Origin of the sequence: Pseudomonas sp. B21-048 (genome assembly GCF_024748615.1) — a bacterium.
GTDB lineage: Bacteria > Pseudomonadota > Gammaproteobacteria > Pseudomonadales > Pseudomonadaceae > Aquipseudomonas.
This window is the reverse complement of the sequence record NZ_CP087168.1, coordinates 497,059-518,125: the sequence shown is the minus strand read 5'-3', so window position 1 is coordinate 518,125 and position 21,067 is coordinate 497,059. Positions and strand designations below refer to the sequence as shown.

Here is a 21,067-nt window from a genome sequence, read left to right as displayed (position 1 = left end):
GCGGCAAGCTTTAAGCGGCAAGCTACAAGTTAGAAGCAAAGCAGGACCTGCTTTTTCTTGCAGCTTGGAGCTTGCCGCTTGGGGCTTAGATTTTCTTGTACAACTGACTGCCTTCCTGCTTGAAGCGCTCGGCCTGTTCTGCCAGGCCTTGTGCAACTTCCGCATCCACCGTTTCAATCCGCTGGTTGGCCGCGTATTCACGGACCTCCTGGGTGATTTTCATCGAGCAGAATTTCGGCCCGCACATGGAGCAGAAGTGCGCGACCTTGGCCGAATCCTTCGGCAGGGTTTCATCGTGGTACGAGCGCGCGGTGTCCGGATCGAGGCCCAGGTTGAACTGGTCTTCCCAACGGAATTCGAAACGCGCCTTGCTCAAGGCGTTGTCGCGAATCTGCGCGCCCGGATGCCCCTTCGCAAGGTCGGCAGCATGAGCGGCAATCTTGTAGGTGATGATCCCGGTCTTCACGTCATCCTTGTTCGGCAGGCCCAAGTGTTCCTTCGGCGTCACGTAGCAAAGCATCGCGCAACCGAACCAGCCGATCATCGCCGCACCGATACCGGAGGTGATGTGATCGTAGCCTGGGGCGATGTCGGTGGTCAGCGGCCCGAGGGTGTAGAACGGCGCCTCGTCGCAGCACTCGAGCTGCTTGTCCATGTTCTCTTTGATCAACTGCATCGGCACGTGGCCCGGGCCTTCGATCATGCACTGCACGTCGTGCTTCCAGGCGATTTTGGTCAGCTCGCCGAGGGTTTCCAGCTCGCCGAACTGTGCTTCATCGTTGGCGTCGGCAATCGAGCCCGGACGCAGGCCATCGCCCAGCGAGAAGCTGACGTCGTAGGCCTTCATGATTTCGCAGATGTCTTCGAAATGGGTGTAAAGGAAGTTTTCCTTGTGGTGCGCCAGGCACCACTTGGCCATGATCGAACCGCCACGGGAAACGATGCCGGTGACGCGCTTAGCGGTCAGCGGCACGTAGCGCAGCAACACGCCGGCGTGGATGGTGAAGTAATCGACGCCCTGCTCGGCCTGCTCGATCAGCGTGTCGCGGAACAGCTCCCAGGTCAGGTCTTCAGCGGCGCCGCCGACTTTTTCCAGGGCCTGATAGATCGGCACGGTACCGATCGGCACCGGCGAGTTACGGATGATCCATTCGCGGGTTTCGTGGATGTGTTTGCCAGTGGACAGGTCCATGACCGTGTCCGACCCCCAGCGAATGCCCCAGGTCAGTTTCGCCACTTCTTCTTCGATGGACGAACCCAAGGCACTGTTGCCGATGTTGCCGTTGATCTTCACCAGGAAGTTACGGCCGATGATCATCGGTTCCAGTTCGGTGTGGTTGATGTTGGCCGGAATGATCGCGCGACCGCGGGCGATCTCTTCACGGACAAATTCCGGCGTGATGATTTTCGGCACGCTGGCGCCGAAGCTGTGGCCGGCGTGTTGCTGGTCCAGCAGTCCCGCGGCACGGGCCACTTCGAGTTTCATGTTTTCGCGGATGGCGACGTATTCCATCTCGGCGGTGATGATGCCTTTGCGCGCATAGTGCATCTGGCTGACGTTGGCCCCGGCCTTGGCGCGGCGCGGGTTGTTCACGTGGGCGAAACGCAGCTTGGTCAGCTCGGCATCGGCGAGGCGTTCCTGGCCGAAGTTCGAACTCAGACCCGGCAGACGCTCGGTGTCGCCACGGGATTCGATCCACGGTGAACGCACATCGGCGAGGCCTTTGCGCACATCGATGATGACGTTGGGGTCGGTGTACGGACCCGAGGTGTCATACACCACCACCGGCGCGTTGATTTCGCCGCCGAAGTCGGTCGGGGTCACGTCCAGGCTGATTTCGCGCATCGGCACGAGGATGTCCGGGCGCGAGCCCTGGACATAGATTTTTTGCGAGCGGGTAAACGGCTGAACCGATTGCTGATCGACCTTGGCCGAATCACTCAGGTTGGTCGCATTTTTTGATTTTGTCGTCATCACGGGCTCTCCGAACACATCCAGGCAGTGGATTTTTGTCGGAGCGAACCTGTAAACGAATGGACGCACGGGCGCTGGAAATCAGCTGTGCTGTGCTCGATGCACGAGGGGTGTTCGATTGTCGAACAACATCCCGGACGAAGCACAAGAGGACTCGCCGGGTGACGAGAAATCTTGTTCCCTACGCAGGCGCTAACCTGATCAGGTTCAACGGGATCCGAAATTATTCGATCTCAGCCTTATAGCAAGGCACCCCGACAAGAACCCGGCCAGTCTAGACACAACCGGCAAAGAACGCCAACGCCGCGGCAATGACCGTGATGAATGGCATCATTAACCGATTGTTGCTGTACGCGCGTGCAACTACACTCGCTACGCCGTGCCGCGCCTTGACGCTCGGCCTTGACGCTGCAGCCTCCCGCGCCGTAGCCTTGGCGCTCAAATTATCAGCGTAATTTTTAGGGATAGCCTCATGCTGCGCAAACTCTCACTGGCCCTTGCCGTGTCTTGTGCGTCCAATGGAATGGCCTGGGCAGCAGAAGCGCCCTTATCGACCAAGACGGATCTGGTCAGCGTCTATCAGGAAGCGGTGGACAACAACGCCGACATCGCCGCTGCCCGCGCTCAATATGGTGCCCAGAAGGAAGTCGTGCCCCAGGCCCGCGCCGGGCTGTTGCCCAACCTGTCCGCCGGTGCCGACCTGAACAATACCCGCACCTCGATTGATCAGCCATCGCTGACCTCGACCCGCAGTGGCACGGTGTATCAGGCGACCCTGGCACAACCGATTTTCCGCGCCGATCGCTGGTTCCAGTTGCAGGCCGCCAAGGACGTCAACGAACAGGCCGCCTTGCAACTCTCGGCCACCGAACAGAACCTGATTCTGCAAAGCGCCGAAAGCTATTTCAACGTGCTGCGCAGCCAGGACACCCTGGCCTCGACCAAGGCCGAAGAAGCGGCGTTCAAGCGTCAACTCGACCAGTCCAACGAGCGCTTTGATGTCGGCCTGTCGGACAAGACCGACGTGCTGCAGTCCCAAGCCAGTTACGACACGGCGCGGGCCAACCGGATTCTCGCTCAACGTCAGGTGGACGACGCGTTCGAAGCGCTGATCACCCTGACCAACCGCCAGTACAACTCGATCCAGGGCATCGTCCATACCTTGCCGATCCTGCCGCCGGCACCGAACGATGCCAAAGCCTGGGTCGACACCGCCGCCAAGCAGAACCTCAATCTGCTGGCCAGTAATTACGCGGTGAGCGCCGCCGAGGAAACCCTCAAGCAGCGCAAGGCCGGACATGCGCCGACCCTGGATGCGGTCGCGCAATACCAGAAAGGTGACAACGACGCCCTCGGCTTTACCAACCCGAACCCGAACGGCGTGCGTTACGGTGGCGATGTCGAGCAGCGCACGGTTGGCCTGCAATTGAGCATCCCGATCTACAGCGGCGGTCTGACCAGCTCCCAGGTACGCGAGTCTTACTCACGGCTGGATCAGACCGAACAACAACGCGAAGCGCTGCGCCGTCAGGTCGTGGAAAACACCCGCAACCTGCACCGCGCCGTGAACACCGACGTCGAGCAGGTGCAGGCCCGCCGGCAGTCGATCATCTCCAACCAGAGCGCGGTGGAAGCGACCGAAATCGGTTATCAAGTGGGGACGCGCAACATCGTCGACGTGCTCGATGCCCAGCGTCAGCTGTACACCTCGGTGCGCAACTACAACAACACCCGCTACGACTACATCCTCGACAACCTGCGCCTGAAGCAGGCTGCTGGCACCTTGAACCCGGGGGATTTGCAGGATTTGACGCGTTATCTCAAAGCCGATTACAACCCGGACAAGGACTTCCTGCCACCGGATCTGGCCAAGGCTGCGGCGGAGCAATTACGGGCTAATCCGGCTCAATAAAAGCAAAAGATCGTCCGAAGGCTCGGGCCGCGTTCGGACGATCTTTTTGCTTCAGGCAACTCGGTCTAACGCTCGATCAACCGCCCCAACCCATCCAGCAACCGCTGCAACGCGCCCTGATTGGTGCGCATCACTTTCAGCCCCGCCTCTGCCATCCGCTGCGCATCGCTCGGTAATTCGAACAGCCGCTGCACCGCCAGCGCCAGACCCTCAGCATCATCGACCTCGGCCAACGCCCCGGCGCTGCGCAACTGCGCGGCGATTTCGAGGAAGTTGAACAGGTGCGGCCCGCTGAGCACCGGTTTGGCCAAGGCCGCCGGCTCCAGCAGGTTATGACCGCCGTTCGGCACCAGGCTGCCGCCGACAAACGCGCTGTCGGCCAACGCATAGAGAAACAACAACTCGCCCATGGTGTCGCCCAAAAGCACCGAAGTGTCTGCGGTAACCGGCTCGCCCGACGAACGCCGTACCGTGGCGAAATCCTGCTGTCGGCACAATTCGAACACAGGGTTGAAACGTTCCGGATGACGCGGCACCAGAATCAGCAAGGCATCGGGATGACTGGCCAGCAGTCGACGATGGGCAGCCAGCACCACCTCGTCTTCACCTTCATGCGTACTTGCGGCGATCCACACCGGGCGATCCTGTGCCTGCCACTGCGCACGCAATTCGCTGGCACGCTGCAGCAGTTGCGGGTCGATGGTCAGGTCGAACTTGATCGAACCGGTCACTTCAACGGTTTCCGGGCGTGCGCCCAAATCCCGGAAGCGCTGCGCCTCGGCTTCGGTCTGCACCGCGAACAGGCTCATCTCGGCGAGCATCGGCCGGGTCAGTTTATGGAAGCGGCCATAGCCTTTGGCCGAACGCTCGGACAGTCGCGCATTGGCCAGCGCCACGGGAATCCCGCGTTTGGCGCATTGGTGGATATGGTTGGGCCAGAGCTCGGTTTCCATGATTACCGCCAGTTTCGGCCGGGCCCGATCAAGGAATCGCTTTGCTGCGCAAGGCAAGTCGTACGGCAAATAGCAGTGCTGAATGCGCGGCTCGTTGGCGAACAGTGCCTGGATGCGCTCGGAGCCGGTCGGGGTCATGCAGGTGACGGTGATCGGCAGCGTCGGATAGCGTTGCAGCAAGGCACGAATCATCGGCGCCGCGGCGATGCTTTCGCCCACCGACACCGCATGCACCCAGAGGCCGCCCGGCTTCATCGCCGGCAGCGCAAGGGAGAAACGCTCGCCAATGCGCTTGGCATACGCCGGCGCCTTACGCGCCCGCAGCCAAAGCCGAATCGCTACCCATGGCAGCCCCAGATAAAACAGCGCGGTGTAGAGAGTTCTATTCATGGCGGCGGAGTTTATCGGTTTTTTAGCCAATCGCCTGCAAGTGCACGGCAAAACGTTCCGCCAGCCAACGGGCCGCCGGGCCGAGAGGCTCGTCACGGCGCCAGACCAGTTCGACAATCAATGCCGGCGGCGTCCATTCGCTGGCCAGTTCGACCATCAGATTCTGATACGTCGGGTACTGCACCACATGTCGTGGCAACCAGGCCCAGCCCAGGCCACGCATCACCCATTCAGCCATCACGTAGAAACTGTCGGCGCGCCAGACCTGCGGGCTGGCCGGCTCACTGCCGGGATAGACACTGGACTGCGTCGACATCAGCAACTGCCGATGCTGCGCCAATTGCTGGCAATCGACTTGCGCCTGCTTCGCCAAGGGATGCCCCACGCCGCACACGGTGACCATTTCCACGCTGCCCAGCACCCGCCGTTCGAGCGCTTCGGGAATCTGGTCGTGATAAAACAGCAAGCCCAGGTCAGCCCGGCGCTCCACCAGTTTGCGCGCGACATCGCCTTGGGCGGCACTGGTCAGCTGCACTTCGAGGCTGGGAAACTGTTCGGCCAGGGCCTCGAAGCTTTCAACCACTGCTTGATAGGGCATCGCTTCGTCCTGAGCCACACGCAGAGTCGCTTCCTGACCGCGCATCATCGCCAATGCCCGGCCATTGAGGCGTTCACATTGACGCAGTACTTCCCGCGCCTCTTCAAGCAGGGCGGTGCCGGCCTCGGTAAGTTTTGGCTGACGACCACTGCTGCGGTCGAACAGGCTGACGCCCAAATCTTCTTCCAGCAGCGCAATCGAACTGCTGACCGCCGACTGCGCCTTGCGCTGATCCCGCGCCACCGCGGAAAACGAACGCTGTTCCGCGACGCTGACAAACAAGCGCAGCTGTTCCAGATTCCATTGCATATTCATGGCTCAACCCATCTTCATAACAGATAGGTAATGACTTTACCGCATCTGACGGATCTCTAGAATGCCGACCTCAGAAAGCAACACTTTCACACGAGGATTGACCCATGACCGCTTACTACTACCTGGCTATCGCCATCTGCGCCGAAGTGATCGCTACCGTTTCGATGAAAGCGGTCAAGGGTTTCAGCACGCCATTGCCGTTGCTGCTGGTTATCGTTGGTTACGGTATTGCGTTCGGGATGCTGACCCTGGTGGTGCGCAGCGTTCCGGTAGGCGTGGCCTACGCGGTGTGGGCCGGCATGGGCATCGTAATGGTCAGCGTCGCGGCGCTGTTTATCTACGGGCAGAAGCTGGATGTGCCGGCGATGCTGGGGATGGCGTTGATTGTGCTGGGTGTTGTGGTTATTCAGCTGTTCTCCAAGACTGGCGGGCACTAAAGCCCAACCTTTGTGGCGAGGGAGCTTGTCGGAACGCCGCACCGTCCCGCTGGACTGCGCAGCAGCCCCAAAACCTGAACCCGGGATTCATCTGACACACCGAGACAGCCGGATTTACGACTGCTTTGCAGCCGAGCGGGAGTAGGCTCCCTCGCCACAGGTTTTGCATCCTCTCTATTGATCACCAACAAATCCCCTCTGCATCGAGTCTGTATACTGCGCCCTCGTCTTGAACACTGAGGTCGCTGCATGCCATCTGTTATTTCCACCGACATTCTGATTGTCGGCGCTGGTGTCGCCGGCCTCTGGCTGAATGCACGCTTACGCCGCCAGGGCTTTTCGACTGTGCTGGTGGAAAGCGCCAGCCTCGGCGGCGGGCAGAGCCTGAAGTCCCAAGGCATCATCCACGGCGGCGCCAAGTACGCGCTGCACGGTGCCCTGACCGGTGCCTCCGAAGCCATCGCCGATATGCCGCGTCGCTGGCGTGAAGCCCTGGCCGGCGATGGCGAGGTGGACCTGTCGGGCGTACGTGTGCTGTCTGATGCCCACTACCTGTGGTCCCCCGGCACCCTCGCCGGCAATCTCACCAGTTTTTTCGCCAGCAAGGCCGTGCGCGGGCGTGTCGACCAAGTCAAAGGCGAGCAACTGCCGCCGGCCCTGCAAGACAAACGTTTCAAGGGCAAGGTCTATCGCCTGGCGGAACTGGTAGTCGACGTGCCGAGCGTCATCCAGCGCTTGGCTGATCTGGCCGGTGACAGTCTTCTGGCCGGTCAGCACATCGAACCGCTGCTGGAAAATGGCGAACTGGTCGGTTTGAACGTCGACGAACGCGAGATTCGCGCCCAGCGCATCGTCCTCAGCGCCGGTGCCGGCACCGCCGACCTGCTCACGGCACTGGGCCTGAGCCAGCCCGCCATGCAGCGCCGACCCGTGCACATGATCATGGTCAAAGGTCCAGGCATCAAACCGCTGTACGCCCATTGCCTGGGTGGCGGGCCGAAGCCGCGCGTCACCGTAACGACTCACCCTGCCACCGATGGCCAGTGGGTCTGGTACCTGGGTGGCGACATCGCCGAAGCCGAAGGCGTGGCCCGCGATCCGGCAGCACAGATCGCCGTCGCGCAAAAAGAACTCGGCAATCTGCTGCCATGGATTGACCTGAGCAGCGCGCAGTGGGCGACTTTGCGGGTCGACCGCGCCGAACCCCTGCAATCGGGCCTGACCCGCCCGGACAACGCCTTCATCGCCGAGCAGGGTCGCCTGCTGGCAGGTTGGCCGACCAAACTGGCCCTCGCGCCGGACTTCGCCGATCGTGTCTTCGCCTCTCTGCAACGCGACGGCATTCAGCCGAGCCATCCCGCGCCGTTGCCGCAATTGCCAAAACCACCGATAGGTGTCCCTGCCTGGGAGCAACTGCTGCCATGAGCCAACCGACCCTGCACGACCTGCATCGCCCTTTGGGCAGCACCGGCCTGCTGGTTTCGCCACTAGGCCTGGGCACGGTAAAACTCGGTCGCGATCAAGGGGTGAAATACCCCAACGGCTTCAAGATTCCCGGCGATGACGAAGCACGCATGCTGCTCAAACTCGCGCGCGACCTGGGCATCAACCTGATCGACACCGCACCAGCCTATGGCCGTAGCGAAGAACGTCTTGGCCCGTTGCTGCGGGGTCAACGTCAGGACTGGGTGATCGTCAGCAAGGTTGGCGAAGAGTTTGCCGACGGCCAGTCGCGTCATGATTTCAGCGCTGCCCATACTCGCCTGTCGGTGGAGCGCAGCCTGCAACGTCTGGAAACGGATGTTATCGATCTGGTGTTGGTGCATTCCGACGGCAATGACCTGGCGATCCTCAATGACAGCGAGGTCTATGTCACCCTTGCCGAGCTCAAGCGCGAAGGCAAGATTCGCGGTTTCGGTTTTTCCGGCAAAACCGTCGAAGGCGGCTTGAAGGCTCTGGAACAAGGTGATTGCGCGATGGTCACCTACAATCTGAACGAACAGAACGAGAAGCCAGTCATTGACTATGCTGCTGCTCACGGCAAAGCGATCCTGGTCAAAAAAGCCTTGGCCAGTGGTCATGTCTGCCTGAGCCCCGGCGTGGACCCGGTGCGCGCCAGCTTCGAGTTGTTGTTTGAACACCCGGGTGTGGCCAGTGCTATTGTCGGGACCATCAATCCGCTGCACCTCGCCCACAACGTCGCGACCGCTGCCCAGGTCCTTCGCAGCCATTGATGCCGCCCACGCGGCCTTAAGCAGGAGCCGACATGCCGCGTACGCTGATTAGAAAGAACCCGAGCAACTTCAAGACCCTCCCGTTATTCGTCGAAGCGACTCCCGAAGGCCTGAGTTACCAGAGCGTCGGGATGCCATTGAATTTCTCCCAGACTTTGCAGCGTCGCCGCCCGGTGACGGTGGCCGACAGTGAGCGGTTTGCCCTGGAGCTGGCGAATCTTGGGGTTTCAGTGCGCCTGACCCTGCATTGGCAGAATCGCGATTACTGGGTGTTGGTGCGTCAGCGTCGGCAGGACCGCGGCGATGTGGTCCTCAAGCTGATCTCGGGTTATGTGCCGGCCCATGAACTGAACCTGCCGTTGCACACGGCGACCCAGGAAATTGCCGAAGAATGCCTGCTGGAAACCCCGGAAGGCTGGCTCAGTGGGCGCTTCAACGACACGTGGCTGCCATCGCCCTACTCGGCCGCCTTGCATTACCGCGAAGCCCTGCCGTTTCGCCTGACGCCGTTGTCCGGCTCGGCGCGGCCGGTGCGCTGTGCCAACATGCCGCTGATCGAGCGTCCGCAGGCGTATGTGCATTTGCCGACGGCGTCGCTGCAACTGATCTACGACTTGCGACTGGAGGTGCCCAAGGAAGCCAAATCCCTGAGCCTGTTTCATGTTGATGAACGATTGGAAGGCGATCAACTGGTGGCCCGGCTCGATCGTAAACGTCCCGATTTGTACTTGATGCCACTGCAGGATGGCCAGCCAATGGCCGAGCTGTATACCTTGAAAAAGGATCAGCTGTATCCGGCGAGCACCCGCGGGTTGTATCTGGCGGAGAGTTTTGCCCGGCAGGAAGGCTGGCTGGTGAAGGATGAGCGGATTCGCTGGAAGGATTGGGTGCGGCAACAGGGGTTGAGCCCGCCCGGGAAGGATTCCGGTTTGGCCCGCCTGCACGGAAAAGCAAAGCAACTGCTGAAAAGAATCGTGCCGCGCAAGGCCGCACGATAAGGAAACCTGTGGCGAGGGAGCTTGCTCCCGTTCGGCTGCGCAGCAGTCGTAAAACTCGCGCGCGATCAGTCTGAAAAACTGCGGTCTATGGCTTTGGGGCCGCTTCGCGACCCAGCGGGAGCAAGCTCCCTCGCCACAGTGACCGCGCCGTTTCAGTGATTGCGGATTTTCTCGACAATCGCCGTGGTCGAGCTGTTTTCCACCAGCCCCAACACTTTCACCGTCCCGCCATAAGCCGTGACGATGTCTGCACCGACCACCTGATCGATCCCATAATCGCCGCCCTTGACCAGTACGTCCGGCTTGACCTCGCGCAACAGGTTTTCCGGTGTGCCTTCAGGGAAGCTGATCACCCAATCCACTGCACCCAGACCAGCCAGTACGGCCATGCGACGATCGACGCTGTTGATCGGACGACCCGGCCCTTTCAAGCGGCTCACCGACGCATCGTCATTGACCGCCACGATCAGACGATCGCCTTGGGCACGCGCCTGTTCAAGGTAGGTCACGTGGCCAGCATGCAGGATGTCGAAGCAGCCATTGGTGAAGACGATCTTCTCGTTGTGCGCACGCGCGTCGTCGACCGCCAACAACAGCTGTTCCAGCCCCAACACACCACGCTCGGAACCTTCTTCGCGCTGGATAGCACGACGCAATTCCGGGGCACTGATGGCCGCCGTACCGAGTTTGCCAACGACGATGCCCGCCGCCAGATTGGCCAGGGCCACCGCGTGGGGCAGTTCTTCGCCTGCGGCGATCGCCGCCGCCAAGGTAGAAATCACCGTGTCACCGGCGCCGGTCACATCGAACACTTCACGGGCACGGGCCGGCAGGTGCAGTGCGGGATGATCCGGACGCAGCAACGTCATGCCGTGCTCGCCACGGGTCACCAGCAACGCTCCGAGGTCGAGGTCGTGCATCAACTGCGCGCCCTTGCTCACCAGTTCGTGCTCATCGGCGCAACCGCCGACGATGGTTTCGAATTCGCTGAGGTTCGGCGTGATCAGGCTCGCGCCACGGTAGATCGAGAAATCCTTGCCCTTGGGATCGGCCAGCACCGGAATGCCACGGGCACGGGCGGCCTGGATCAGCACCTGATGGTTTTTCAGCGCGCCTTTGCCGTAGTCGGACAGCACCAGCACCTTGATGCCTTCGAGCAACTCGTCGACCTGCTCACCCAGCGCCAGGGCGTCGGTGGAGAAAGGTTCTTCAAAGTCGATACGCAGCAATTGCTGGTGACGGCTCATCACTCGCAACTTGACGATGGTCGGCTGGTGCGCGATGCGCTGGAACAACGCCCGCACGCCGGCGCCCTTGAGGCTATTGACCAGGCTATCGGCTGCCTCATCGTCGCCGGTGACGCCAACCAGCGAGGCTGGCGCACCAAGCGCGGCAATGTTCAGGGCAACGTTGGCGGCACCGCCCGGGCGGTCCTCGATGTGCTCGACTTTGACTACCGGTACCGGCGCCTCAGGGGAAATCCGTGAGGTACCACCATGCCAGTAACGGTCGAGCATGACATCGCCGACCACCAAGACAGGGGCTTGATCGAATCGCGGCATGGACAACTTCATGGAGCAACCCACATACAAAATGAACAGGGGCGCGATATTAACACAGGGTTGGCGCTGGCTTGCGTGACGGCTGCAACGGGATGAATCAGCTGGCGTTTTTGCTCATTTATTGATCAAGAAATTCGTGAGGCCCTGATTCAAACACCGTACGCATTGCACGCCGGTGAACGCGAGGGCGAGCCAGGCTCACCCTCGCATCGGGGTCAGGCGATGTCTTCGGCCGGGGCATCAAGGCCCATGGCATTCAGGCGGGCGTAGTAGCCGTTCTGCGCCAGAAGCTCGGCATGGGTGCCACGTTCGACAATGTGGCCCTGATCCATGACCAGAATCAGGTCAGCCTTCTCGATCGTCGACAGTCGGTGAGCAATCACCAGGGTGGTCCGGCCTTTCATGACTTGATCCAGCGCGGCCTGAATATGCCGCTCGGACTCGGTATCGAGGGCCGAAGTGGCTTCGTCGAGGATCAGCAACGGCGCGTTCTTCAGCAGGGCCCGGGCAATCGCCAGACGCTGGCGCTGACCGCCGGACAGCAACACGCCGTTTTCGCCGACCTGAGTGTCCAGGCCTTCGGGCAACTGCGCAATGAAGTCCATCGCGTAGGCGTCTCTTGCTGCTTTCTCGATGTTTTCGCGGGGTGCCCCAGCCAGATCGCCATACGCAATGTTGTTGGCTACCGTGTCGCTGAACAACGTCACATGCTGGGTCACCTGGGCAATGTGCTTGCGCAGGTTCAGCAGTCTGTACTGCTCCACTTCAACGCCATCGATCAGGATTTCGCCCTTGTCGTGGTGATAGAAGCGCGGAATCAGGTTGGCCAGGGTTGACTTGCCACTGCCCGAACGCCCCACCAATGCCACCATTTGCCCCGGCTCTACCGAGAAACTGATGTCATCGAGTACCTGACGCTCGGTGCCCGGATAGGTGAAACTCAAGTGACGCACATCCAGCCGACCGCTGACAGCATCGCGCTCGACGGTGCCGGTATCGAGTTCGGGCTCGACATCCAGCTGTTCGAAGATGCTCTCGGCACCCGCCACACCTTTCTGGATGGTCGAACTGACTTCCGACAACTGACGGATCGGTTTGGGCAGCAGGCCCGCCAGAGTGATATAGGCCACCATGTCACCGGCAGACGCATCACCGCGCAGAAATAGCACCAGAAACATCAGCACCGCCATGGCGCTGTAGATCACCAGTTGCAGCAGCGGCGTATAGATGGCGCCGGTACGGGTCATGCGCAGTTGTTTGTCGGTATTGCCCTGGCTGGCGTTAAGGAAGCGCTTCTGCTCGTAGACTTCGCCGCCGAAGCTGCGCACCACGCGATAGCCTTGAATGGTTTCCGAAGCCACGTGGGTCACGTCCCCCATGGCGGCCTGGATTTTCTTGCTCTGCTTGCGGAATTTTTTGCTGGCGGTGCGTACCATCAGGGCGATTAACGGCAGGATCGCAACCATGACCAGCGTCAGGCGCCAATTCATGAACAGCAGCGAGGCGAACAGGAAAATCACCGTCATGCCTTCACGGATTACGACCTTGATCGCATCTGTTGCCGCCCCCGTGACCATGGTCACATTGAAGGTGATGCGTGAAATCAGATGACCCGAGTTATGCTTGTCGAAGTAGCGGTTGGGCAAAACCAGCAGGTTATTGAACAACTGCACACGCAAATCGTGAACCAATCCGAGGGAAACCTTGGCCAGGAAGTAGTTGCCCAGATAAGATCCCAGACCCTGCCATGCGGCGATCAGGATGATCAGCAAGGGCACCGCCTGCAGCAGTTGCAGATCACGCAAGTAGGGCACGCTTGGAAATAGTACCGCTTCGGGGTTGGACAGGCCGTCGACGAAGTACTTGAGGATGTAGCCGAGCATTGGCTGGGTCGAAGCGAAAATCAGAAAACCGACAATGCTGATCAGGAACAGACTGATGTACGGCCGGACATAGCCGAGCAGGCGGAAGTAGATTTTCAAGCTCGATGGGCTTGCGGCGAGACTGGAGTCGGTCATATCACGCGAATGTCGATAAAAAGGACGCCGACTTTAGCACAGCTTCTTCAGGGTTCTGGCAATCGCATAAAGGCTGTTATTGTTAAGCGCTGCATTCAGCATCAAATAGCCATCGCCCAGAAATGGCCGATCAACTTCAGGATTGAATCTCTCAGCATGCAACTCAGTGGTTTCAACAGCACGTCCAATCGAGTCTTCGATTTCATTTGCCTCTGGATTCTTCCACTCGGCTATTTCCTGCTTCTGTGTGCGATGTTCTTTCTGCCGGGCCGCAGTCTGCATCACAAGCTTTTTTATGGCTTGTTCAGCATTCCAGCGCTGATCGCCCTGTGCCTGCGCTCCCGTGACTTCAAAGAAATGCTGCGTGAACCGATCTTCATCGCGATGCTGCTGTTCGCCGCCTGGGCCTTGCTCAGCCTGAGCTGGGGGCCGCCGATGGAGCATAGCGTCATGCGTCAGTTCAAGCCCTCCTTGCATACCCTGATGCTGGTCGTCGGCTGCTACCTGCTGGTGCGCTACCGCGGCGACATCGTTCAGCCCCTGCTATTCAGCGCCGCAATAGTCGGGCTGCTTGCTTCGGTCTACAACTTGTTCATGTTTGCCCGTCTCTACGAGCCAGGCATGCGTTTGATCGGAGGCGGCGCATTCGATAATCCGCTGCTCAGCTCCCACGTATTCGGTTTCTTTTGCACCTATTGGCTGAGCCTGAGTATGACCAGCAAGCGTCGCCAGGTGCTCTGGTTGAGCATTCCGGCGATGGTGATCATGTTCGCCGCGGTGATCGCCACCGGGTCCAGAACGCCGCTGGTTGCGTTGACACTGGCGGCCTTTTGGCTGAGCTTCATTTGCTGGAACCGTCGTTCTTTCGTATTGCTGGGGACCTTGGTTATTAGCAGCGCGGCGGTTGCCGTGATGTTTTCAAAAATGATCATCGAGCGCGGCGATTCCTATCGATTCGAAATCTGGCAGTTGGCCCTGCACAAAATTGCCGATCACCCATGGATCGGTCATGGCTATAACGCCAGCCTGACCCTCGATCCCGGCATTGGTTACACCTTGCAAGAGCCTCACAGCTTCGCCTTGGGTGTACTTTATTACGTCGGCATTTTCGGCTTGCTGCCATGGCTGTTCTTCCAGGCCTGGGGCTTGCTGAACAGCTGGCGGAATCGCCTGCAACCGCTGTTCATCACAGCCTCGACCTGGCTGGTGTTCGGCATCGGGGCAGGTCTGACCGAAGGCGGCGGAATTATTTCCCGACCCAAGGAACACTGGTTTCTGCTGTGGATTCCACTGGCACTGATTGCCGCACTGAGCATCAACCAGCGAGCCCGGCGCCTGTTGGCGATGCCAGTCAAGACGCTGACCCCGCCAGCCCTGCAAGCGCTGACTGCCGGCGCCCAGGTGATCGAAGAAGACGGCCTGGGCCCCAAAGTCCTGCGCCTGGTCGATGGCAGCTTCCTCAAGCTATTCCGGCGCCGTCGCTGGTACACCTCGGGCAGCTTCAACCCCTATTCCGAACGTTTTGCCGTCAACAGCGAGCAATTATGCAACAGGGGGATCCCGACCCCTCGGATTCTGGACCTCTACCGCCTCAATGACGGCAGCAGCGCCGTGCACTATTCGCCTCTGCCAGGCAGCACCTTGCGGCAGGTGCTTCAAGGCATTACCGCCCCCGCGGTGCGTCAGGCGCTGGTTGAGCGTTTTGGCAAATTCATGGCGCAGCTGCATGAGCAAGGTGTCTATTTTCGTTCGCTGCACCTGGGCAATGTACTGGTACTGAACGACGGAGAATTCGGCCTGATCGATCTGGCGGATATGCGCATCTATCCATCATCGCTGAGCCTGTCCCTGCGCCAGCGCAATCTGCGCCATATGCAGCGTTACACCGAGGATCGACGCTGGCTGTTCGAGGATCATTTTGACGCGCTACTGCAGGGATACGCCGTAACGGCGTCGAAAGCCGCCGTTGACAATCTGTACAGGCAAGTACTGGCGGGGAGTCATCCGGTCCGGGCTCATTAATGACCGATACCAACCCGCTTATTGCACTGGCAGCCTATCTGCTGGCCATCGTCACCGCCGCTCTGTTGTTGCGCGCCGTTCCGAACATCGCCCGACACCTCAAGTACTCCGGCGAGAACCGCTATGCCAGCATCGATGGCCTACGCGGGTATCTGGCGTTCGGCGTATTCGTGCACCACTCGATCATTACCTGGATTTTCCTGCGGACCGGCGTGATCGAATTTCCGCCGAGCAATTTCTACTCACAGCTGGGCCAGGGCAGCGTTGCGCTGTTTTTCATGATCACCGGTTTTCTGTTCTGGGGCCGACTGCTTACCCAGGGCCGTCAACACGACTGGCTGGCCTTTGCGGTATCGCGGCTGTTTCGTCTCTATCCGCTGTATTTGCCGCTGATGCTGATCGTATTCGTCACCGTGTTCTACCAGCAGGACTGGGAACTCAAGGAACCGATTACTCAGTTGCTTGGCCAGACGCTGGCCTGGCTGACCTTCGACCGACCGGACGTCAACCAATACCCACAGACCGGAATGCTGATTGCCAACGTCACCTGGACGCTGAGCTACGAAGTGTTTTTCTATCTGGCCTTGCCACTGGCCGCCATGGTGTTCATCTATCGCGGTAACAGGCTACAAATGGCGCTGTGCCTGATGGGTATCTACACCCTGTATCAGTTGGTCGGCTGGGAGCATTCACTGAAAAAGCACTACCTGGCCAGTTTTTTGGGCGGCATTGGCGCCGCGTACTGGATTCGCCGACCACACCTGGTCGCCTGGAGCCAGACACGATTGGCCGGCATCATCGCCTTGCTGGCCCTGGCGATTACATTTACGGCATTCAACCGCACATTCCGCCCGATGCCGTTGCTGCTTTCATTATTTTTTGTGATCGTGGCGTCTGGCAACACGCTGTTTGGCGCCCTGAAACCGCGCAGCATCCGCTGGCTCGGAGAAATCAGCTACAGCACTTACCTGCTGCATGGTTTCGTGCTCTGGGTAGTGATGCAGCGCCTGCCACTGATGCTTGAGCTGGATGCCCGTGAAACCTGGACCTTCCTGCCGCTGCTCGCCCTGTGCAGCTGCCTGTTGATCATCATCAGCAGTCTGACATTCCTGTACATCGAGCAGCCCGGCATGACCGCCGGCAAGAACCTCTTGCAGTGGCTGCGCCAACGCCGAAAGGGCGGCAAGAGCCTGGTGGAAAAGACCGCCCGTTAAGGTTTGAAAATGTTCGCCGCCTACTGCACCAATTTCAGTTCTTTTCCAGCGGCGAAAAAAACAAGCGCCCCAGACCGCGCAAGGTCTTCTTGTTCCAGGCCTTGAACGGTATCTGCGCCAGCAGTTCCCGCGCCAGCTTGCGATCGCGATTGGCGGTTTTCAGGAACATCGAACTGAGGAACTTGTAGCGCACCTCGTCGTACAGCGGATGATCGCTGAACAGCGCGTAGGAGCGCAGGATGTTGTCGACCATGAAGCGGTGATTCTTGTAGGAGTTGGTGGCGTGTTTGCGATAGCGCGCCATCAGCACATTCAGGCCGTCGATGAAGTAACCGGCGCGAGTGACCTTCAACTCGATCAGCAGGTCTTCCAGGCGAATATTCGGATCGAAGCCACCTACTTTGTCCAGGGCTTCGCGACGGATCATCAGGGTCGGTGCCGGCGGATAAGGTTTGCGCTCCAGGAACATGTCATCGAAATCCAGGCGACGGAATGGCACATCGCGGCGCTGACGTTTCTCCGGATACAGATTGCCGTCGGCGTCAATCAACTCGATGTTGCCGGCACAGATCCCGACCTCGGGTTTGCCATCCATGTACGCCACCTGAGTGGCGATACGCTCCGCCAGCATGATGTCGTCGGAACCGAACGGCACGATCAGGCTGCCCTTTGAACGAGCGATGGCGCCGTTGAGGGTATTGGTCAGGCCCTGATTCTGTTGAACCCGGAAATCGAAACCATGCCGCGCCTGCAGGGCACTGATCCGCTCGACGCTGTCATCGCTGGAGCCATCATCGACGACCAGCAGCTCGATATTTTTATACGTCTGATCGAGGACACTGAGAATGCTTTCCTCGATATATCGACCATGGTTGTACGACGCGATGATGACCGTGACGAGGGGTTGCGAGTCGCTCATGGTTGTTCCTTGCAAGCTTGACTCAAACCGGAGTCGATCAGGTTCAGGTATTCCTGACGGAACACCTCGATGTCGTGTTGTTCCTGGAGATAACGATAGGCCTGCTCGCCTTTGGCCTTGAGTTCGTCGTCCGACAGCCCAAGGTAGTTATCCAGTGCCGCGACCAAGGTCGGCACGTCCGCCGGGGTAATCGCCAAACCGCCCGCGCCCTGAATGAGTGGCAGCATGGCCGGCACATTCGAGGCGATCACCGGCAAGTGGCCGCTCATGCCTTCGAGCAATGCCAGACCCAAGCCTTCGGCCAGGGAGGGCATGGTCCAGATGTCAAACGCACGAACATACTGCAAGGCGTTTTCCTTGAAACCCAGCAAATGTGCGCGGCCAGTCAGCCCCAAGCGTTCGATTTCGCCGGCCAGGCGCGATTCTTCACGCCCCGCACCGATGATCGCCAGTTGGGTGTTCGGGTATTTGTCCTTGAGCGCGGCAAATGCCTGCAACAGATAGGTATGGCCCTTGACCGGCACCAACCGACCCAATGCACCGATCAGGCGCACCGACGAGTCGATGCCCAGCAGCTCGCGAGCCTGTTCGCGGCTGTGCTGTAAACCTTCTGCCTGCTCAATGTCGATGGCGTTAGTGATCGCATAGGTATTCTGGTCGGTAAAGCCACAGTCACACTCGAGCAGGTACTGTTTGACCGCTGGCGACACGCCGACAAAGCGCCAGTGACGATCGATCAGACGCTGAGTCTGGCGGCGCCGGTAAAACCGGTCGTACTCGCCGAAACCATGGGAGATGCCGATGCACAGCGGAACTTTCAACCAACGGTTGAGCGTCAACATCATGTTCACCGGCTTGAAACGGTTACAAATCACCACGTCGAACTTTTCCGCGCGGCAGAACTTGTACAACTGCCACATCGCCCGCAGACGCATGCCCTTGAGGGACTTGTCGGAAAACTCGAAATACACCGAACGGTCGGCGCGGCTCATCGCTTCGCCAGGCCCGGGCTTGCCGCGCAGGAACGCCGCGGTCACTTCATAGCGATCGCTTGGCAGGGCCTTCACGATCTGCTCCGCGAGGTCGGCAAAATCATGGGTTTTGACGTTGTAGTCAGGCTGCAATTGCAGAACCTTTGACCGTTGACTCATAACTCTCCCCGGTGAAAACCAGTCGCATCGATGACCCAGGCCGGTTCAGCGGCAATGCGCTTGACCTCGGCCGGGTCGGGTGGGGGCAACCGTGACCATTCGTTGCGTTTCCAGCAGACGAAATGAAAATACGGAAACCGGCGATCGCCATCGCGATCGTTACTCAAACAGCCATTGCGCCAATACCAGTGACACGGAAAGTCATCCGTACCGTCGTGCCACTTTATACGACCACCCGGGGTACTGAACGCCTCGGTGAATTCGCTGCGGCGACGCCACGGATTGAACTTGCCTATCAAGGAGAACAAGGGCTCGGGAAAATTCTTGCGCCAGAGGAAGATTCGACTGAATGCGCCCTCATCCAGCGCGTGATGCGCCTGATCGGTAAAACGTGTCTGCCAGTTCTTGATCTGCATGAATAACTCACGCTTGCGCGCGGTATTGCGCATCAGGCAGAGATGCCCCGCCACCCGTCGTTCATGGGTAGAGAACAGGTCATAACCGGCCAGCCGCGCCGCGGTGAAATAACTTCGCAGGTCACCGTACACCAGATCAATATCGCCGAACGCCCAGAAATCATAACCCTGCAGGCGGTCGACATGGATATGCCCCAGCGCGGGCTTGATGTCGCAGAGCTTGTAGACGGCATCAGGCGCAAAGTCAATATTCAGCCGCCGCGACACCAGCGCGCAGTAATCGCTGAAGCTCATGGCCTCGACGGTTACGTTGGGCGGCAGATTCTCGGGTGTACCGCAGTCACTGAACAGCAGCCAGTCGATATCGGCGTTGCGTCGGCAACTCTCAAGGAAAAACGGCATCCAGAACGGCCAATGACCGAAGTACGGGATCAAAAAAAGAATACGCGGGCATGGATTGATCACAGAAATACTCACTGCTGCTTGAATACGCGACCATGCTAGGACGCTGGGAGCTTCATTTCTGCCTCACAGATGTTTCATCATGCTTCAGAACCCAGAACAATTCATGGCGTCTGACCGCCTTGCGAAAAAAATCGTTCTGTCCATAGACGGACGGCACTCTACCGGCCAAACCCCATTGCAATAACCGCCGCAGGCGTCGCTTGAACGGAGGCGGCGGTTGCAGATCGTGCATCATGGCCAACGCCATCGCCTTATCATGCTGCAGCGCCGGGGGAATTGGCAGGCAGCACGGCTGCATCGGCGCGGCTGCATCGAATGCTGGCGGCAAGGCGATGCCATGACCGGCATCACCCATTGGCCAACGGTCATTGTCGTGCAGATGATTGGCGTAGCCCAGCACGGTGGTCGGTTGCCATTCCAACCCTCTTAACGCTTCGAGAACCGCTGCCTGAGCACAGATGTGATCAGGATGGGGGTCGAAGGTCGGGTGCGGCAGCACGATGACTTCGGGACGGGCTCGCAGCAGCAACTCACGCAGATCGGCCAGCAAATTATTCCAGGTCGGCGCACCGTCGATGTCGCCCGGCAGAACAAATGGATTCAACTGACGGAACAAGCGGGTGTCACTCAAATCCGCTTCGCGCGAACCCACCGGCGTGGCTGGAGCGTCCTGCATCGCTGCCAGTTGCAGACAAAAATACCCCAACTGCACGCAATGTGCCTCGGGCACCCCGGCCCAGCGCGGCACAGCGATACTGTCCCAGGCCCGCAAGCGACCTTTGAGGCGCGTCGCTTCAACCTTGTTCAAGCCTAACTGTTGATAGTGTTCGGCTTCGATCTCGCCCGCGGTCAGGGTAACGATCCAGACTTCGTCGGCCTGACTGTACAAACCGTAGGCGGCCAATTCGGCGTCGTCGGCGTGTGGCGCAATCACCATCACACGCTGACGACGGTAGTCCGGCTGTTCGAACGCCCAAAGCACTGGCTCGCCACGCAATCGGCAGAAACGCCCGCGCAGATGCAAATCACCGCGCGACAGCGCCTGTGCCTGACCACTGAGATTGAGATAACGCAGGCCGTCGACACCGCGCTCGAACGTTTGCCGGTCGGGATTGTCGCCACCCGTCAATTCGACCACCGGATCGATAAAGCGCCCCAGCCAAGTACTTTTCACCCGCAGCGCCAATACCAGCGTGGCGTCATCGACCAGCATGACGCCCTCGTCCAGCCGTAGTCGCTCACCGTCCAGGTGAATTTTTGGCTGCGCCGTGTACGGCGGGAAGCTGTATTGGTAATCGTCTTTAGGCGAATAGAAAAGGTGATCGGCGAACCACGCCTCATGGGCAACCCAGCCCAGCACCGCAAGCACCAGCGGCAGCCACCAGGCCACCAGCACGCCAATAGCGATCAACAGCATCAACGCAATCAGCAGGCCTATGCGTTTGTTGCGCCGATGGCGCTTGAGCAGTTGCTGTTTGCGGCTCATGG

At 59.6% G+C, this 21,067-nt stretch carries 17 protein-coding genes and 1 riboswitch; of the genes, 7 read left to right on the top strand and 10 right to left on the bottom strand.

Features of this window, described 5'->3' with window-relative positions:
- Positions 1 to 85: 85 nt before the first annotated feature.
- Entirely contained in the window at positions 86 to 1,975 is a 1,890-nt protein-coding gene (gene thiC, locus LOY56_RS02315; protein ID WP_258619364.1) for a phosphomethylpyrimidine synthase ThiC, read from the bottom strand.
- 161 nt (positions 1,976 to 2,136) lie between these two features.
- A riboswitch (TPP riboswitch) is annotated at positions 2,137 to 2,242 on the bottom strand.
- A gap of 205 nt (positions 2,243 to 2,447) precedes the next feature.
- Between thiC and LOY56_RS02310 the strand changes: the two genes are divergently transcribed.
- Positions 2,448 to 3,887: a TolC family outer membrane protein gene (locus tag LOY56_RS02310; RefSeq protein ID WP_258619363.1), complete on the top strand. Its 1,440-nt coding sequence runs from the start codon at positions 2,448 to 2,450 to the stop codon at positions 3,885 to 3,887.
- 65 nt (positions 3,888 to 3,952) lie between these two features.
- On the opposite strand, the gene waaA is transcribed toward LOY56_RS02310, so the two are convergent.
- Together waaA and LOY56_RS02300 are read right to left on the bottom strand one after the other, a co-directional pair.
- Positions 3,953 to 5,230 carry a lipid IV(A) 3-deoxy-D-manno-octulosonic acid transferase gene (gene waaA, locus LOY56_RS02305; protein ID WP_258619362.1) on the bottom strand — a complete coding sequence of 426 codons (1,278 nt, stop codon included), beginning with the start codon at positions 5,228 to 5,230 and terminating at the stop codon, positions 3,953 to 3,955.
- 22 nt (positions 5,231 to 5,252) lie between these two features.
- Entirely contained in the window at positions 5,253 to 6,143 is an 891-nt protein-coding gene (locus LOY56_RS02300; protein ID WP_258619361.1) for a LysR family transcriptional regulator, read from the bottom strand.
- Positions 6,144 to 6,247: 104 nt separating this feature from the next.
- Here LOY56_RS02300 and LOY56_RS02295 point away from each other — a divergent pair, with 104 nt between their 5' ends.
- The 4 genes from LOY56_RS02295 to LOY56_RS02280 all read left to right on the top strand — a co-directional run bounded on the left by LOY56_RS02295 (position 6,248) and on the right by LOY56_RS02280 (position 9,812).
- A complete protein-coding gene (locus LOY56_RS02295) occupies positions 6,248 to 6,580 on the top strand; it encodes a multidrug efflux SMR transporter (protein ID WP_258619360.1) in 333 nt (110 codons plus the stop codon).
- Positions 6,581 to 6,829: 249 nt separating this feature from the next.
- On the top strand, positions 6,830 to 8,005 hold the full coding sequence (locus LOY56_RS02290; RefSeq protein ID WP_258619359.1) for an FAD-binding oxidoreductase: 1,176 nt from the start codon (positions 6,830 to 6,832) through the stop codon (positions 8,003 to 8,005).
- Positions 8,002 to 8,814: an aldo/keto reductase gene (locus LOY56_RS02285; RefSeq protein ID WP_258619358.1), complete on the top strand. Its 813-nt coding sequence runs from the start codon at positions 8,002 to 8,004 to the stop codon at positions 8,812 to 8,814. Before LOY56_RS02290 ends, LOY56_RS02285 begins: the two co-directional genes overlap by 4 nt.
- Before the next feature lie 32 nt (positions 8,815 to 8,846).
- Positions 8,847 to 9,812: a metal ABC transporter ATPase gene (locus LOY56_RS02280; protein WP_258619357.1), complete on the top strand. Its 966-nt coding sequence runs from the start codon at positions 8,847 to 8,849 to the stop codon at positions 9,810 to 9,812.
- 152 nt (positions 9,813 to 9,964) lie between these two features.
- Here LOY56_RS02280 and hldE read toward each other — a convergent pair whose 3' ends face one another.
- From hldE to LOY56_RS02265, 3 genes are all read right to left on the bottom strand, one after another.
- On the bottom strand, positions 9,965 to 11,386 hold the full coding sequence (gene hldE, locus LOY56_RS02275; RefSeq protein ID WP_258619356.1) for a bifunctional D-glycero-beta-D-manno-heptose-7-phosphate kinase/D-glycero-beta-D-manno-heptose 1-phosphate adenylyltransferase HldE: 1,422 nt from the start codon (positions 11,384 to 11,386) through the stop codon (positions 9,965 to 9,967).
- Between the two features lie 203 nt (positions 11,387 to 11,589).
- Positions 11,590 to 13,392 carry a lipid A export permease/ATP-binding protein MsbA gene (msbA, locus tag LOY56_RS02270; protein WP_258619355.1) on the bottom strand — a complete coding sequence of 601 codons (1,803 nt, stop codon included), beginning with the start codon at positions 13,390 to 13,392 and terminating at the stop codon, positions 11,590 to 11,592.
- A gap of 33 nt (positions 13,393 to 13,425) precedes the next feature.
- Complete coding sequence (locus tag LOY56_RS02265) at positions 13,426 to 13,674, bottom strand: hypothetical protein (protein ID WP_258619354.1); 249 nt, start codon at positions 13,672 to 13,674, stop codon at positions 13,426 to 13,428.
- Between the two features lie 18 nt (positions 13,675 to 13,692).
- Here LOY56_RS02265 and LOY56_RS02260 point away from each other — a divergent pair, with 18 nt between their 5' ends.
- Together LOY56_RS02260 and LOY56_RS02255 are read left to right on the top strand one after the other, a co-directional pair.
- Positions 13,693 to 15,414 carry a bifunctional O-antigen ligase/aminoglycoside phosphotransferase family protein gene (locus LOY56_RS02260; RefSeq protein WP_258619353.1) on the top strand — a complete coding sequence of 574 codons (1,722 nt, stop codon included), beginning with the start codon at positions 13,693 to 13,695 and terminating at the stop codon, positions 15,412 to 15,414.
- Positions 15,414 to 16,628, top strand: a complete 1,215-nt coding sequence (locus LOY56_RS02255) for an acyltransferase (RefSeq protein ID WP_258619352.1) — start codon at positions 15,414 to 15,416, stop codon at positions 16,626 to 16,628. Before LOY56_RS02260 ends, LOY56_RS02255 begins: the two co-directional genes overlap by 1 nt.
- A gap of 34 nt (positions 16,629 to 16,662) precedes the next feature.
- Here LOY56_RS02255 and LOY56_RS02250 read toward each other — a convergent pair whose 3' ends face one another.
- Genes LOY56_RS02250 through LOY56_RS02235 form a run of 4 tightly spaced genes read right to left on the bottom strand, consistent with a single transcriptional unit; the run spans position 16,663 to position 21,065 of the window.
- The gene (locus LOY56_RS02250) at positions 16,663 to 17,547 is read right to left on the bottom strand and encodes a glycosyltransferase (protein ID WP_258619351.1); all 885 of its coding nucleotides are present in this window, start codon (positions 17,545 to 17,547) and stop codon (positions 16,663 to 16,665) included.
- Positions 17,544 to 18,698 carry a glycosyltransferase family 4 protein gene (locus tag LOY56_RS02245; RefSeq protein WP_258619350.1) on the bottom strand — a complete coding sequence of 385 codons (1,155 nt, stop codon included), beginning with the start codon at positions 18,696 to 18,698 and terminating at the stop codon, positions 17,544 to 17,546. Before LOY56_RS02245 ends, LOY56_RS02250 begins: the two co-directional genes overlap by 4 nt.
- Positions 18,695 to 19,579 carry a DUF6625 family protein gene (locus LOY56_RS02240; protein ID WP_258619349.1) on the bottom strand — a complete coding sequence of 295 codons (885 nt, stop codon included), beginning with the start codon at positions 19,577 to 19,579 and terminating at the stop codon, positions 18,695 to 18,697. Before LOY56_RS02240 ends, LOY56_RS02245 begins: the two co-directional genes overlap by 4 nt.
- A 52-nt stretch (positions 19,580 to 19,631) precedes the next feature.
- Positions 19,632 to 21,065 (bottom strand): PIG-L deacetylase family protein, encoded by a 1,434-nt coding sequence (locus LOY56_RS02235; RefSeq protein WP_258619348.1) that lies wholly within the window; start codon positions 21,063 to 21,065, stop codon positions 19,632 to 19,634.
- Positions 21,066 to 21,067: the final 2 nt, after the last annotated feature.

Bases quoted from the DNA above. Each gene is read 5' to 3' on its own strand.
- LOY56_RS02245 (WP_258619350.1), bottom strand. From the start codon at position 18,698: ATGAGTCAACGGTCAAAGGTTCTGCAATTGCAGCCTGACTACAACGTC.
- hldE (WP_258619356.1), bottom strand. From the start codon at position 11,386: ATGAAGTTGTCCATGCCGCGATTCGATCAAGCCCCTGTCTTGGTGGTC.
- LOY56_RS02285 (WP_258619358.1), top strand. From the start codon at position 8,002: ATGAGCCAACCGACCCTGCACGACCTGCATCGCCCTTTGGGCAGCACC.
- msbA (WP_258619355.1), bottom strand. From the start codon at position 13,392: ATGACCGACTCCAGTCTCGCCGCAAGCCCATCGAGCTTGAAAATCTAC.
- thiC (WP_258619364.1), bottom strand. From the start codon at position 1,975: ATGACGACAAAATCAAAAAATGCGACCAACCTGAGTGATTCGGCCAAG.
- LOY56_RS02295 (WP_258619360.1), top strand. From the start codon at position 6,248: ATGACCGCTTACTACTACCTGGCTATCGCCATCTGCGCCGAAGTGATC.
- waaA (WP_258619362.1), bottom strand. From the start codon at position 5,230: ATGAATAGAACTCTCTACACCGCGCTGTTTTATCTGGGGCTGCCATGG.
- LOY56_RS02290 (WP_258619359.1), top strand. From the start codon at position 6,830: ATGCCATCTGTTATTTCCACCGACATTCTGATTGTCGGCGCTGGTGTC.
- LOY56_RS02250 (WP_258619351.1), bottom strand. From the start codon at position 17,547: ATGAGCGACTCGCAACCCCTCGTCACGGTCATCATCGCGTCGTACAAC.
- LOY56_RS02300 (WP_258619361.1), bottom strand. From the start codon at position 6,143: ATGAATATGCAATGGAATCTGGAACAGCTGCGCTTGTTTGTCAGCGTC.
- LOY56_RS02255 (WP_258619352.1), top strand. From the start codon at position 15,414: ATGACCGATACCAACCCGCTTATTGCACTGGCAGCCTATCTGCTGGCC.
- LOY56_RS02310 (WP_258619363.1), top strand. From the start codon at position 2,448: ATGCTGCGCAAACTCTCACTGGCCCTTGCCGTGTCTTGTGCGTCCAAT.
- LOY56_RS02280 (WP_258619357.1), top strand. From the start codon at position 8,847: ATGCCGCGTACGCTGATTAGAAAGAACCCGAGCAACTTCAAGACCCTC.
- LOY56_RS02265 (WP_258619354.1), bottom strand. From the start codon at position 13,674: ATGCAGACTGCGGCCCGGCAGAAAGAACATCGCACACAGAAGCAGGAA.
- LOY56_RS02235 (WP_258619348.1), bottom strand. From the start codon at position 21,065: ATGAGCCGCAAACAGCAACTGCTCAAGCGCCATCGGCGCAACAAACGC.